Annotated in this window: 11 protein-coding genes and 1 pseudogene; 3 read left to right on the top strand and 9 right to left on the bottom strand. The window is 61.0% G+C overall.

What is annotated here, in order from left to right:
• Positions 1–298 precede the first annotated feature (298 nt).
• Both ACW9H9_RS24925 and ACW9H9_RS24920 read right to left on the bottom strand, forming a co-directional pair.
• Entirely contained in the window at positions 299–2,041 is a 1,743-nt protein-coding gene (locus tag ACW9H9_RS24925; protein ID WP_457345920.1) for a ShET2/EspL2 family type III secretion system effector toxin, read from the bottom strand.
• A 122-nt stretch (positions 2,042–2,163) separates the two neighbouring features.
• Positions 2,164–3,786 carry a methyl-accepting chemotaxis protein gene (locus ACW9H9_RS24920; protein ID WP_457345922.1) on the bottom strand — a complete coding sequence of 541 codons (1,623 nt, stop codon included), beginning with the start codon at positions 3,784–3,786 and terminating at the stop codon, positions 2,164–2,166.
• A 239-nt stretch (positions 3,787–4,025) separates the two neighbouring features.
• Here ACW9H9_RS24920 and ACW9H9_RS24915 point away from each other — a divergent pair, with 239 nt between their 5' ends.
• A complete protein-coding gene (locus ACW9H9_RS24915) occupies positions 4,026–4,469 on the top strand; it encodes a cupin domain-containing protein (RefSeq protein ID WP_457345923.1) in 444 nt (147 codons plus the stop codon).
• Between the two features lie 49 nt (positions 4,470–4,518).
• On the opposite strand, the gene ACW9H9_RS24910 is transcribed toward ACW9H9_RS24915, so the two are convergent.
• Entirely contained in the window at positions 4,519–5,751 is a 1,233-nt protein-coding gene (locus ACW9H9_RS24910; RefSeq protein WP_457345924.1) for an epoxide hydrolase family protein, read from the bottom strand.
• A gap of 106 nt (positions 5,752–5,857) precedes the next feature.
• Here ACW9H9_RS24910 and ACW9H9_RS24905 point away from each other — a divergent pair, with 106 nt between their 5' ends.
• The gene (locus ACW9H9_RS24905; protein WP_457345925.1) at positions 5,858–6,445 is read left to right on the top strand and encodes a TetR/AcrR family transcriptional regulator; all 588 of its coding nucleotides are present in this window, start codon (positions 5,858–5,860) and stop codon (positions 6,443–6,445) included.
• 12 nt (positions 6,446–6,457) lie between these two features.
• Here the strand turns inward: ACW9H9_RS24905 and ACW9H9_RS24900 are convergent, their stop codons facing one another.
• Both ACW9H9_RS24900 and ACW9H9_RS24895 read right to left on the bottom strand, forming a co-directional pair.
• Entirely contained in the window at positions 6,458–7,216 is a 759-nt protein-coding gene (locus tag ACW9H9_RS24900; protein WP_457345926.1) for a sulfite exporter TauE/SafE family protein, read from the bottom strand.
• Entirely contained in the window at positions 7,207–7,857 is a 651-nt protein-coding gene (locus ACW9H9_RS24895; RefSeq protein ID WP_457345927.1) for an FMN-binding negative transcriptional regulator, read from the bottom strand. The genes ACW9H9_RS24900 and ACW9H9_RS24895 overlap by 10 nt, the downstream gene beginning before the upstream one ends.
• A gap of 83 nt (positions 7,858–7,940) precedes the next feature.
• Here ACW9H9_RS24895 and pdxR point away from each other — a divergent pair, with 83 nt between their 5' ends.
• Positions 7,941–9,401: a MocR-like pyridoxine biosynthesis transcription factor PdxR gene (pdxR, locus tag ACW9H9_RS24890; protein WP_457345928.1), complete on the top strand. Its 1,461-nt coding sequence runs from the start codon at positions 7,941–7,943 to the stop codon at positions 9,399–9,401.
• A gap of 15 nt (positions 9,402–9,416) precedes the next feature.
• Here pdxR and ACW9H9_RS24885 read toward each other — a convergent pair.
• The 4 genes and pseudogenes from ACW9H9_RS24885 to ACW9H9_RS24870 all read right to left on the bottom strand — a co-directional run bounded on the left by ACW9H9_RS24885 (position 9,417) and on the right by ACW9H9_RS24870 (position 13,751).
• Positions 9,417–10,589, bottom strand: a pseudogene (locus tag ACW9H9_RS24885) (GGDEF domain-containing protein).
• Between the two features lie 96 nt (positions 10,590–10,685).
• Positions 10,686–12,326, bottom strand: a complete 1,641-nt coding sequence (locus ACW9H9_RS24880; protein WP_457345929.1) for a sensor domain-containing diguanylate cyclase — start codon at positions 12,324–12,326, stop codon at positions 10,686–10,688.
• 193 nt (positions 12,327–12,519) lie between these two features.
• A complete protein-coding gene (locus ACW9H9_RS24875; protein WP_457345930.1) occupies positions 12,520–12,816 on the bottom strand; it encodes a hypothetical protein in 297 nt (98 codons plus the stop codon).
• 356 nt (positions 12,817–13,172) lie between these two features.
• Positions 13,173–13,751, bottom strand: a complete 579-nt coding sequence (locus ACW9H9_RS24870) for a hypothetical protein (RefSeq protein ID WP_457345931.1) — start codon at positions 13,749–13,751, stop codon at positions 13,173–13,175.
• Positions 13,752–13,987: the final 236 nt, after the last annotated feature.

Genomic DNA, 13,987 nt, shown 5'->3' with positions numbered 1-13,987 from the left:
GGCAGAGGGAGGTCAGCAGAGGGAGGGTGTCCGTCGCGCCTGTGTCCTGTCAGCTCATCTGACGGGACAGCGCGCCCCGATCACATGAGCGACTGTTTCTTCGATTTGAGGGCGTGCGCAACGCAACCTTGCGCCTTGGCAATCAAGCCAATGGCGACAGTGTTGGTGTTAAACGTTGCAGACATGAAGGACACACCCTGAACAAGGCCTCCATCTTTATGGAATATTGCAAGTTGTATCAACCCCGCAGCCTGGCCGAGGTCCGGGCCAGGCTGGGGATGAGTGGTCTTACATTTAGTCAGCTCAGGAGGTTCTTGAATCGGGTCTTTAGTGATGTATCGACGAAGCCCAACTGCGCCAGGATTTCCTTGACGTCCTGCTTTTGCAACGCGCCGCGATCAACTAAAGGCCTTAGCGCCGCTTTGAGGGGCGGGACGTCTTTGCTTCTGGCAAAGGCCAGGGGATCGTTGTTCAGCGCCGCACCGCGTGCAGTGGGTGGCAGTTGAGCACTCAGTATTTCTTTTATGTCATTGCGGTCCAGCAATCCTCGATCATGGCATTTGCCTAGCTGTTGCGCGACCGTCTCGAGCATCTTCACGTCACGTCGCTGCCACACGCTACTCAGGCCTTGTATGTTCAGCATGCTATGGGGGGAAAACTGTGCCTTTACATGGTCTTTGCTCAGCTCGCCAGACGCCAGGGCATCGGTGACCTGATCAAGGTAGTTGCCAACGGTTTTTGTATTTCCTCGCGACATCGGCAAATAAAGGGCGGACGCAGAAAAGGCGCCGTTCGAATAATCGGACTTGAGCAATTCACTCAGGTCGTTGGATGACAATAGACCTTTTGATACCAGTGACCTCACCGCCTTGGTGTAGGCGACGGCCGAATCGATCTGGCCATCTTGCAGTGCGCGGAACATGCCCGGTATACCGTAGTCGAGCGCCGCCAACGCGGCTTTCAACGAAGGCCCGCCGCGCGGATGCTCATTCACGGCTGTCTGGACCAGTTTCTGGAGCACGGTCGGGTCGGTGCGAGTAAGGGCCTGATGGATCGACGAGGCCAGAACCTGCTGGCGCGTCGAGTGGCGTGTGGATTTTAAAAAAACGTCCAACTGCTCGGGCTTGAAAAAGTCTTCTTTGGCCAGGATCGTGAAGGCGTGGCTGCCTGCTTCGCGATACGGGGCCAGTGGGCTGCCGACCTGCATCAAGGCATCCAGGTCATCGAGCCCCCTGCCTTCAACCCGGAAGTGATTGGTGGTGACGTTGGGGTCGTAGAAACTGACGCAGACGCGCTCACGGTCACGGTCCTTTAACTGAATTGACAGCGCCATCGCATGGTTGCTGGAGACAATCATCAGGTCGGTGGCGGATTCGCCTCGTTGTTTCAATTTGCGGCCCACCTCAAACACGACAAAGGCGAGCGTGTCGGCAGAAATGACACACGCATTTCGATCGGTCGCCGCTGCAACCAGGTGTTGAATGCCTTGATTGGCGCTGCGTAGTTTTCCGCCGGAAAAATAGTCCTTGATCGCTTCTTCATTCCTGACGGTATGCAAGAAGTTGGCTTTCTTGTCGGTATTGAAATACTCGAATGCCAAGTGACGGCAGGCGACCGTCGTACTGCCTGTCCCAGGTTCGGCATCGATTTCGTCGCGATGCAGGTTTACCTGAGTATTGAAGTTTTTGGACTCGCGTTTGGAAGGCAGGTACAGCTGGTTTTTAGCCCGTATCGAAGGCCCTTGATTAGGCCCTCGCAAATCTCCCATCTTGGCGGAGGATGCATTCAACTGCACGCGGGCCCGGGTGTCTGACTCAAGCGGTGGTGTATCGGATGACGTCAGCGCGACTTGGCTGAGTTGCGTCTGCGAGGCTTTGAGCTTGCGGTCCTCGAGTGTTGTTGGCCTGAGGGGTTCACTGACCGTCGGTTTGTCTGGCGTGCTTGTCAATGACGGCTGCGGTTTGGCTTCGTCATCCGCCGGGGCACACGTGGGGCCCGTATAGGTTGCTATTGGGGGGGAGGTCGAGTGGATAGTGGGCATGGGAATCCAGACGCTGCGCGCGCAAATCATTGGGGGTTGGAAGCTGGAATGAGTGGTCCATTCAGCTATTGAGGTTCCCATATGAAGTGCAAAACGCCTGGAGCGCGGTTGCCAGCCCCCGTCTAAAGCGAAAACCGCTCCACCAACCCACGCATATCCGCTGCCAGCCGCGCCAGTTCCGTGCTGGCCACCGAGGTCTGCTGTGCGCCTGTTGCGCTGTGTGCCGAGAGGTCGCGAATACGCGTGAGGTTGCGGTCCACGGCGCGTGCCACGCCCGCCTGTTCTTCGGAGCTTTGGGCGATGTGGGTGTTCATCTGGTTGATTTGCTCGACGGCCGTGGCAATGTCCGTCAGCGCAGCGCCCGCTTCGTGGGCAATCAACAGCGTGCCCTGGGCTTCGGTGCAGCTGCCTTGCATGGCGAGGGTGACGTGTTCGGTCCCTAGGCGGATGCGCTCGATGATCTGCGCGATCTCCCCGGTGGACTGCTGGGTGCGGCCAGCGAGGGCGCGGACTTCGTCGGCCACCACCGCGAATCCGCGACCTTGCTCACCGGCACGGGCCGCTTCGATGGCGGCATTGAGCGCCAGCAAGTTAGTCTGTTCGGCAATCGTGCGAATCACCTCAACGACCTGGCTGATGTCTTGTGACTGCGCCGCCAGTGCCTGCACCTGACTGCTGGCGCCTTGCACCGTGGCATCGAGTTTTTCGATGGCGCTCACGGTGTGCGTCACCCGCTGCGCGCCGGTTTGGCTTGATGTGCCGGACGCGCGCGCCGCCTGCGAGGCCGAGGCCGCATGACGCGCCACGTCATCGACCGCGGCGGTCATCTGGTTCATCGCGGTCACCGCCTGTTCGATCTCCTGGTTCTGATGCTGCAGGCTGCGGCTGGACTCGCCAGTGACCGCGCTCATTTCTTCAGCGGCCGAGGCCAGTTGCATCGACGAATCGCCCATCAGGCGCAGAGTGTCGCGCAGGTTGGCCTGCATGGTTTTCGCCGATTGCAGCAGGTCCGACAGCTCATCGCGGCCCTGGACCACGATCTCGCTGCGCAGGTCGCCACGGGCGATGGTGTCGTTGATCGACAGCGCATAGTTGAGCGGCGCCGCGATGCTGCGCGTAAAGAAATAAGCCAGCACCAGCGTGGCCAGGCTGGCAATCACGATCATCGCAATAATGAACGTGAGGCTTTGGCTGTAGGTGCGCGCAGAGTCGACGCCTGCGCGGGTTGCCTTGTCAATGTTGCGCTGTACCAGTTGATCGATGGCCTGTTGCATCACCTTGTTAAGTGGCACTTGCTCATCCAGCAGGGCGGCACCTTCGGCGTTCTGGCCTTTTTGGCTGAAGTCGATGCAGCTGTCTGCCAGCCGGGTCAGGCGCTGGATGCCATCGCTGACCACGTTGAACAATTGCCGCTCCTGGTCGTCGGCGATGAAGGCACTGTAGGCCTGCAATTGCGCAAGGACCGTGGTGCGAAAATTACGGATGTTCTGGATGGTCACGTCTTTGGGTGCGGCATTGGACTGGGCGATCAGGCGACGACTTTCCAGCAGCAGTTTCAGCGCCGTTGCGTTGACGCGGTCGGCGGCGATCACACTGGCCATCGAGTGCTGCTCGAGGTCGGCGGCCAGGGTGCGGATGGCGCGCATGTTCCACAGGGAAACCAGGCCCAGGAAAACCAGCAGCGCGGTGATGGCGGCAAAGCTGAGGGTGGCACGGACGGGAATGCGCAAAGTCCTGAGCAGCACGGCAAGTCTCCTGTTGGATCCGATTTTGAGGTTTTTCAACGACGTAGGTGGCAAATAGTGGCACAAAGGCATCGCTCAGCCACAAGGCGAGGTGATTGAATTAATTAATCACCGCAATAGATTTGCGCGCCCGATCACAACAACGGGCAGGGGGTGGTTTGGCGCACGGGTATCAGCTGTTTTTTTGCAGATGATTGCTGTCTACTACGCGCCAACCCCCCCACTGCGTAGCGTCTCTAATGAAAAAAAATCTGATCGTTGCCACATTGATGGCCGCCGGCCTCTGGACTGGCCTGGCACAGGCGGATGTTCTGAAGCCGATCAAAACGTCCCGGGCCGACGTGGCCGGTGCCGCGTTTTCGCGCCCCGATGCGGTGAAGGCCGTGACTGAAGGCACCCCGACCGTGGACGTGGTGCGTTACGAATCCAAGGACGGAGTGTTCCAGAACGGCCTGTACAAATCCGGCCCGATGCGCGAGGCGCTGGGCGCACCGGGCACGGCGTATGACGAGTTTCTTTACTTCATCTCGGGCAGCGTCACGTTGACGTCGTCTGACGGCAGCGTGATGACCGTCGGCCCGGGTGAGTCGGTGACCCTGCCCAAAGGCTGGACCGGCGTGTTTGAAACCAAGGGCTACGAGAAGATCTACGTGATCTACGACGCGGCGGCCAAAAAGCCCTGACCCTGGCCGTCACGCAAGGCAGGGGAGCGTCGGCACTCCCCTGATCCGGTCAGCGGAACCTGCGAAAGGCCTGCCACAACTCCTTGGCAAAAATCGCCGGCTGCTCGAACGCCGCAAAATGCCCGCCTTTTTCCACCTCATTCCAATAGAACAGATCGGCCCAGGCCGCTTGCGCCCACGCACGCGGCGGGCGGAAGGTTTCGGCGGGGAAGATGCTCGCACCCATGGGCACTTCTATGCGCGCAACGCCTGAGCGCGCACCGGAGAAAAAGTCCGGGCCGCGAATGGTTTTACCCACGCCTTCCCAGTAGAGACGAGCGCTGGAGGTGCCGGTGCCGGTGAACCAGTACAACGAGATATCGTCGAGCATCTGGTCGCGGGTGAGGGCGTCCTCGGGGCGGCCTTCGTTGTCGGTCCATTCCTGGAACTTTTCGTACATCCACGTGGCCAGCGCAACGGGCGAATCGTTCAGCCCGTAGCCGATGGTTTGGGGGCGGGTGTTCATCTGGTTGGCGTACCCGGCCTTGTCGGACACGTAGCGCTCGATGTCTGCCAGTGCCTGGCGTTCCTGTTCGGTGGGGTGGGTGGGCAGTTGAGCCGCAACCACCATGGGCAAGTTGACATGCGCCGCCATCAGCCCTTCAGGCGCCTGGCCCGCGAGGGCGGTGGTGATGGCGGCGCCCCAATCGCCGCCTTGTGCCACCCATCGCTCGTAGCCCAGGCGTTCAGTCATCAACACGGTCCAGGCGCGGGCAATACGTGCCGGGTTCCAGCCTTGTTCGGTAGGTTTGTCGGAAAAGCCGTAGCCCGGGATCGCGGGCACCACGACATGAAAGGCGTCCTGTGCCTGGCCGCCGAACCGGGTGGGGTCGGTCAGCCGTTCGATCACGTCCAGGAACTCTGCCACCGAGCCGGGCCAGCCGTGGGTCAGCAGAATCGGCATGGCGTCAGGGTGGGGCGAGCGTGCATGAATGAAGTAGATGCCAACGCCGTCGATACGGGTGCGGAACTGCGCAAAGCCGTTCAAGCGCGCCTCGAACCTGCGCCAATCGTAGTCGTTGAGCCAGTAGTCCACCAGTGAACGGGCGGCACTCAGCGGAACGCCTTGGGACCAGTCATCGACCAGCTCCGCGTCTGGCCAGCGTGTGAGGCGCAGGCGCAGGCGTAAATCATCCAGGGCGTCCTGGGGCACATGCACTTCAAACGGGGTGACGGCATCGGTGGCGGGTGGCAGGACAAACTGAGCGTTGTGGGTGGGCGAAGCGGCGGATACAGCGGGCATAACAGTCTCCAGGATTGTTTGTAGCGAGTGCTACAAAAAATAAGGCGCGCTGGATCGGGTTGTCAATGATATTGTATCAGCCGTTACAGAATGGGTGACCGACGGCATGGCCAGAAGAATTGCATTTGACTTTGAACAGGCGATCGACAAAGCCACCGCCCTGTTTTGGGCTCGGGGATACACCGCCACGGGCTTGCGTGACCTGCTCAAGGTGATGGAAATTGGCGAAAGCTCCTTCTACAACTCGCTCAAGAGCAAAAAGGCGCTGTACCTCGCCTGCCTGCAACGTTACGAGGATCAAATCGTTCGACGTCGCTTTGAGGCGCTGTTATCTGCGCCCAGTGCGGCTGAAGGCGTTCGCGCGTTTTTCCAGATCATTCTTGAGGACATGGCCTCTGCACAAATGCCGTCGCAGTTGTGCATGATCGCCGCGATGGTGACGGATGACGTGCTGTCCGACGCCGAACTGCGCGAGCGCGCGCAGCAGGGCCTGGCGGTTGTGCAAGCGATGGTGTGTGAGCGTCTGAGCGAGGACCAGGCCAACGGCCTGCTGCCCGCGTCGATGCACCCACTCACCACCGCCGCGGTGATAACCACCTATTTGCAGGGCCTGTGGCGAATGGCGCTGATCGAGTTTGACCGGCCACGTTTCGAGCAGCAGGTGGATGCGTTCTTGGGTGGCATGGGGCTTTGAAGGGCCTCGGCCCTAACTGAGGTAGCCGTGCACCCCATCCCACAGCAACTTGAATGAGGTCACCACCAGCAGCCCATAACAGGCGCGGTACAGCTGGCGCTGATCCAGCCGGGCATGCAGTTTCCAGCCCAGCCACACGCCACTGGGCACGGCCAGCAGGCACATCAGCGTCAGGCTCAGCACATTCCCGCTGGGCATGGCCAGCATCAGCCAGGGCACGGCCTTGAGCAGGTTGCCCACAGTAAAAAACAGGCTCGTCGTGCCCGCGTAGAGCTGTTTGCCCAGGCCCCGCGGCAACAAATAAATGGCCAGCGGCGGCCCGCCGGAGTGCGCGACCATGGTGGTAATACCCGAGGTCACACCGGCCGCCACGGCCTTGGACGCCGAGCGCGGGCGAATCTGCACCTGGGCGCCGGTCTTGAACCACACCCCCACAAAGATCAGGGTAATCAGCGCCATCACGATGGCGATGGCGCGAGGGTCCAAGGCCCGAAACAGCCAGTAGCCCAGCCCCACGCCGACCACCAGGCCGGGGAGCAGCCAACGCAAGTCGTGCGCCGACCAGGTTGACGGTTTCCAGTAGCGCAGGCCAAACAGGTCCATGGCGATAAACAGCGGCGCAAGCAGGCCGCCTGCGGTGATCGGGTCCATCACCAGGGACAGGATCGGTATGCCGACAATCGCAAAGCCGCCGCCAAACGCGCCCTTCATGAAGCTGATCAGGAACACGCCGGCAAAGGTGACGAGCAGGGTGGTGACAGTCAATTCCACGGGCCAGGCTCCTGCGGTTGAACGAGGGTTTCTTGCATCACCGAGGCGAGCGCCTCGTGGCCGTTGGCGCGCAAGTGAGCGATGGCCGAGCGCCGGTCGCCCATCGTCTTGTTCTGGTTGAGTTTGCGTTTGCATTCCACCCGCAGCGGTTCGATTTCGATGCCCACGATGTTGGCCAGCATGTGCGTCAGGTAATCCTTGGGCGCATCCCCCATTTTCCAGGGCTTGCGCTCGCCGGACTCGTGGTGGCGGGTCAGCCGGGCCAGGGTGCGGCGCAGGCGTTGTTCGTCCACCACCCGCATCACGCCGTGCACGTGGACCACTTCGTAGTTCCAGGTCGGCACTTGGCGATGGGTGTCCTGTTTGGAGGCAAACCCGTTGGGCGACACGTAGGCATCCCGCCCCCGGAAGATCACCAGCACCGGCACGCCGCTGACCGCGCGCTGCCACACGGGGTTGGCCCGGGCCACATGCGCGCTCAACCGTCCATGGGCGCCGTGGTCGGGGTCGAATTCAAAGGGAATGTGGTCCGCGTCCACGGCGCCGTCACCCGGCGCTACCAGGATGCCCAACGGGTTGTCGCGGATAATGCGTTGCCAGTGCGCCGGGCGGCGTTCGGCAAAGTGCTCGGGGATGTACATGGGGATTTCTTTTCAAAGGGAGACGGACCCATAATCTCGGCCACCGCCTGCACAATAAAAAGTGCCAGTTTTGAGGTGTTTCAATGGGCCAGTTTTCCTATGCGGCATCGCCACTCCCACGCGGCACGGAGCGGCGCATCTACGGGCTGTTACGCGCACAGATCGAAGACGGCACGCTTGGCGAAGGCGAAAAGCTGTTGTCGACCCGTGCATTGGCCACCGAGCTGGGTGTGTCCCGCACCACGGTCACGGCGGCTTATGAGCAACTGGCGGCAGAAGGTTTCGTATTGACCTCGGCAGGCAAGGCCACCCGGGTAGCGCGGGTGGCAGGCCCGTCTCGGGCCCGCGCCGATCAAGGCTCGGCGTCATCGCCCGCGCTGTCCTCGTATGGCCAGCGTGTAGCTGCCCTGACGCCCTACACCGTGGCATCGCCAGCGGCGCGTATCGACTTCAAATACGGCTCGGTGGCCTCCCGCGACTTCCCGGCGCTGGGCTGGCAACGCGCCTACCGCGCCGAACTGGTCAAGCACCAGCCCACGCTCTATTACGGCCAGCCTGAGGGCGAGGAGCGTTTGCGCGCTGCGCTGCAAGGTTACTTGCGACGTGCGCGAGGGCTGGTCTGTGAGCCCGAGCAGATCCTCGTCGTACACGGTTCGCAACAGGGGCTGGACCTGTGCGCACGGCTGCTGTTGAACCCCGGCGATGCGTTTATCTTCGAGGAGCCGGGCTACCGCATGGCGCGCTACTGTTTTGAAGCCACCGGCGCCATCGCCCGGCCGGTCGCGGTCGACACTCACGGGCTGGACACCCGTGACCTGCCGCCTGCGCGCATCGCCTATGTCACGCCGTCGCACCAGTTCCCCATGGGGGCGGTGCTGCCCATCGCCCGGCGCCTGGAACTGCTGGCATGGGCCAGCGCGCAGCGGGCCTGGGTCATCGAGGATGACTACGGCGGCGAGTTCCGCTACGGCCAGCGCCCCATCGATGCCTTGCAATCGATGGACACCGAGGCGCGGGTGATTTACGTCGGCACCTTTTCCAAGGCGTTGTCGCCGCAACTCAGGCTCGGGTATCTGGTGTTGCCACGGGAACTGGTGGCGGTTTTTCGCGAGGCCAAGCGGCTCACCGACCGCCACTCCGCGCGCTGGGAGCAAAACGTGCTGGCCTCGCTGATCGAGAGCGGCACTTATGAGCGCCACGTTCGCCGCCTGCGCCGTGAAAACGAACGCCGCCGAAAGGCGCTGCTGGACGCCGTGGAGGAGCATCTGGGCGATTGCGCGCACCTGGTCGGCATGGCTGCCGGGTTGCACGGTGTGCTGTGGGTGCCCGCCCTGTGCGCCACCGACGAGCCGGGCGTGCAGGCCACCGCGCTGGAGCGCGGCGTGGGCGTTTATCCGCTGTCGCCGCTGTTCTCCCACGTGCACGCCGCACCGTCGCAGCGGTCGGCGGGGCTGATTCTGGGTTATGCAGGCCTTACGGTGCAGGCCATCGGCGAGGGCGTGCGGATCCTTGCGCAGGTGATTCGCGAACGGATGCAGGCCTGAGGGCCCGCTCACTTATCAGCCCGGTATGGGCGCGCTCGCGGCCGTGGTTTCCAGCAGGCGAATACTGTTGCGCCCGCCGCGTTTGGACTCATACAGCAACCGGTCACCTTGTTCGATCAACCCCGCCAGGCTCGCGGGCGGCTCGTCGAACAGGTGCGCGCCGATGCTCAAGGTCACCGGTTGCGGCGTGGCAAAGGTCTGCGCCGCCAGTGTGTGAAATTGCTCACGCAAGGTGCTGCCCACGGCGACGATACCTTCGCGGGTGGCGTCGTTGAGCAAGATCACGAACTCGTCCCCGCCCAATCGCGCCGCCAGTGCACCGTTTGGCAGCACCGCGCGGAGCATCTCGCTCAGGGCCACCAGCAACCGGTCACCCGAGGTATGGCCGTAGAGGTCGTTGACCAGTTTGAAATTGTCGATGTCGATCACCAGCAACGCCCCCGGTTGTGCGGCGCACACTTGCGCCAACAGGCGCGGCGCCTGCAGGTCCAGAGCGCGGCGGTTGAAGAGAGCGGTGAGAGGGTCGCGGGCGGCCAGGCGGGCGATATGTTGTTCACGCCGGTAGCGCTCGGAACCGGTCATGGACAGGGCGATCAGCATGATTGCCATCGCGCCTTCCACCAGGGAAATCTGAATGATCTCGCCCCGGAACGCCGTCAGGTCGATCGGCGTGCCTGGGGTGATGGCCGTCACGGCCTTGGCCACATAAAACAGGCCGTGCACCAGCAGCACGTAGCGCAGTTGCACCGCGCCAATGCTGAGTGAGCTGCCGTGGGGGCGCAGCAGAAAACTCGCCCGCAGGGTGGGCAACGCGACCAGCAGCGAGTTGACCACCAACATGAGCGTGGACCACACGGGGTCGGCGGGCAGCCACAGCAGGCTCAGCCAGGCGACAAATATCCAGTACCAGCCCCGCGACAGGCGCACTTGGGTAAACCGCGCCACACCCAGCAGGAACAGCCAGTGGGCCGTGACCAGCTAGCCGTTGGCAAACCAGATGCCGAGCAGCAGCAAGCCGCTCATGCGCAGCAGGGCGAGGGTGGAGCCGACGCTGATCGTGGCAAAGCCTGCGCTCCAGAACAGCAGCGAAGGCTCGCGCACACTGCGCCATTCCACGGCCAGGTACAGGGCCGCGGCGGCCGCGAGGGCAATGCTCAGGATCAAAAGGGTGGGTGGATCGAGCGTCATGGTCTGACGGGTCTGCCTGGTTACGGGTCAAAAGTGCGATTGTAAGCCTTTGGCCAGCATTGCAGTTGATATCAGTGAGCCATCCATCGCCACGGCTCACGCCACCCGGTTACGCCCCGTCGATTTGGCCAGGTACAACTGCTGGTCTGCCCGCTTGATCAGCTCGGTGGTGGTGCTGTCCGACGCCTGAGCCAGGCCAATGCCGACGCTTACTGTCACCTGGCCCACCGTCTCGAAATGCGCCGCCGCCACCGCCGCGCGAATTTTTTCGGCGACCACGTCCGGGCTGTCCGGCTCGTCGATTTCCGGCAGCAACACGGCAAACTCTTCACCGCCATAGCGCGCCACAAAGTCCGTGGCGCGGGTGGTTTGCGGGATCAGCCGGGCGAACTGGCGCAACACCTCATCACCCACCGCGTGGCCATGGTTGTCGTTGATTCGCTTGAAATGATCGATGTCAATCAACAGCAAGGCGAACGCACGGCCCGTGCGCTGGAACAGCAAACTGTACTCCATCAGTTTTTCGTCGAAACGCCGACGGTTGTACACGCCCGTCAGCGCATCGTGGCTGGCCAGGTTGAGCAGCTCGGCATTGGCCTGGGTCAGGTCGGCCGTGCGTTGGGCCACCGTGGCTTCCAGCGACGCGTTGGTGTCCTGCAGCTCGCGCTCCTTGCCGAGCAACGACTGCGTCATGCGTTTGAGCGACTGCCCCAGCTGGGCGATCTCCAGCACGAAGTGCTCCTGGGGGAAGTCGGCATCGGGCCGTTGCTCCTGCACCTGGCGGGCCGAGCGGGCGAGTTCTTCGATGGGGCGGCTCAGGTACAGCGCCAGGTAATAGGCCACCAGCCCCAACGCGACGGCGGCGAGCACGCCCAACAGCAAAAGCTTGTACAGCAGGATGCGGGCGGGGTGCAGGGCGATGTCCAGCGGCTGGCGGATCACGATGTACCAGGTCAGCGCCGAATTCGACGGGCTGGGCACCGCCACGGCGCTGGTCACGTAGCCATTGTCTACCGACCAGCCGGTGGTGTTGCCCAGGCGGTCCTGGGGCAATTGCTCGCCCGCCAGTTGCTCGGGGTACAGCACCTTGCCGTCACTGTCGATGATCAACGCCTCGGCATCGGGCGCCGAGCCTTTTTGCATCACGGCGGCATCCACGATCTGCGTCACCCAGCTCCAGTGCGCGTGGGCGCCGAGCACGCCGACCACCTCGCCTGCGTTGTTGCGGATCGGCGCGGCAAAATCGATAAAGCGCCACGGCTCGCCATTGGCGCCCGGCAGCAACTTGGCCAACAGCACCGCCTCGTGGGGGTCGCCGGTGTAATTACCCAGCAGCCCGGCCTGAAACCACGGCCGAGGCTTGACCGATTGCCCCACCAGCAACCCGTTGACGGCTTGGCGCACCTGGCCGTCGGTGTCCGCCACCCCCATCCACGCGTACTCGGCGCGCGATTCGGTGCGCAGTGTCATGGACTTCAAAATGTCCGGGTCGTCCAGATTGCCCCGCCGAAGCAACGGCGCGCGCGCCAGCAGCGACACCTCCAACTGCCGCTCGCGCAACTGCACACCCAACAGCGCGGCGGTGGAGCGGGCCGTGTTCAACAGCGCATTGCCGCTGGCCAGCTTCATCTGGTCGGTGGCGATATCGCCCACGTAGAACCCTACACTCACAAGGCTGAGCAAGGACAAACCGGTAAACCACAGGGTCAGGTGACTGCGCAGACTGGCTTTGATCATGAAAGGCGTTCTGAGGGCTGAAGGGCGTTACATGGTAGGCGTAATGTTCGTGTGGTTTCCAGAGGCAAATGGCCTGTATGGGTTGATCCGCGGGTTCCTACCCTCCGGGTATTGGGTAACGCTCCGCGTCGATTACCGTCAAGCGAGACGCGGAGCGGTGGGCATCAATATGACCCGTGTGTAGCAAACGCTGTCAGCCTACAGGTTCCTTCTTATCGCAGGCCTCAACGTGTTCGCGTAAACGCATGGCAATCACATCCATCAAATCGCAACCGTCGCGCAAGGGTATGGACAACAACTGGACAAAGTCCGAGAGCACGACGAGATCACTTTGCATCTCACTGCGAAAAGCGATGTTTTCCAACACCTGCGTTACGGAGCGAATCCGGAAGTCAGCTGTTGCCAGTAGGACCTCGAGAGGGGCCTGGGTGTCGATCAGCAGAGAAGCAGGAACCAGATCGATTCCCGTGAGAGGGATGTACCTTTCCATGTAGAAGCTCCGATAGTGCAACGGTTGACCGCCACACAATCGTCGCCAAACGATGGGTGGCAGCTGTACGCAGGTTGGCGAACCGGTATCGGAAAACCCGGCAGACCCGAGGGCCTCCCGCGCACAGCCGCCATAAAGACAGCTTTGCGAAGTTGCAACAGCATTTGCAAAAAAGCGCAGTGCTTTTGCATCCGATAGGCAGGTCGCCAAACCTGGTCGCCATGTGGACGACGGGGCGGACTATAAGCTTCACGGCATAAGGTGATCAACCTCATTTCCCGGAAACGAAATGGATGTTCTGTTTCAAGGTTTAAGGCCATTGGCGAGAATTGGGTTGAATGAACGCCCTGACGCTTTTACGTTGGTTGTTCCGCGAATAACGTATGGCTGTTTTTTAACTGTGAATTCAATTGTTCTAAAAGTGCTCGGGCTATTGCGACGTTTTTGAACATTTTGCTTCTGTATGCGTCCATTTCCGTGTCTGTACTAAGTCTTCGTCCCTCTGCATCAAACGTGTACCAATTATTGTTTTTAGCATTTGTGCATCTTTCTATTTCGCCTAGGTAAAAAGAGACTTCTTTGTACAAAGCCTCTATTTGGCTGTTGATGTGTAAAATATTCAATTGGTGCGTTTGCAGTCTCGCAAGTTCGGTTTGGGCCCGCGCTGACGCCTCGTTGTGTATGGCAGAGGCTTTTAACGCAGCTTTTGTCTCTGAGAGTTCTTCCGTTTGAGATAAATAAGTTTTTATCAAGAAGTAGAGTGCGACGAGCGAGGCGAGCGGGTTGACCAGTCCGCCGAAGTAGTCACCGATTGCTCCCCAGTCACTGGGGTTGCCAGACAATTTGTGATCATGAAAATTTAATAAGTAGAGGCTGGAAATGGCCGTGATGAAAAGGGTGATTAAAATCCAAGGCCAATGTTTTTTCGTGTTCACGGTGAGGCTCTTTTAGCGCGGTAGGGGATTTCGATGCTCAATGTATCCGTAAGCTTTTATTTTTTAAGCGGCGCAGATGTAAACGTCTGGCATATGAGTTTGTGTGCTTAAGCTGGATCCGTTAGCGGGCGACGGATTGTGGGATGATGGCAATTTAAAATCAAGCGTTGCGCTGCTCATGCTAGTGTACTGTTTTCGAAATAATTTACTTATTGACTACGGCTTCAAGTGCCTCG

The sequence above is a fragment of the Pseudomonas sp. SDO5215_S409 genome (assembly GCF_054071325.1).
This window is presented reverse-complemented; position numbering and strand designations above follow the sequence as displayed.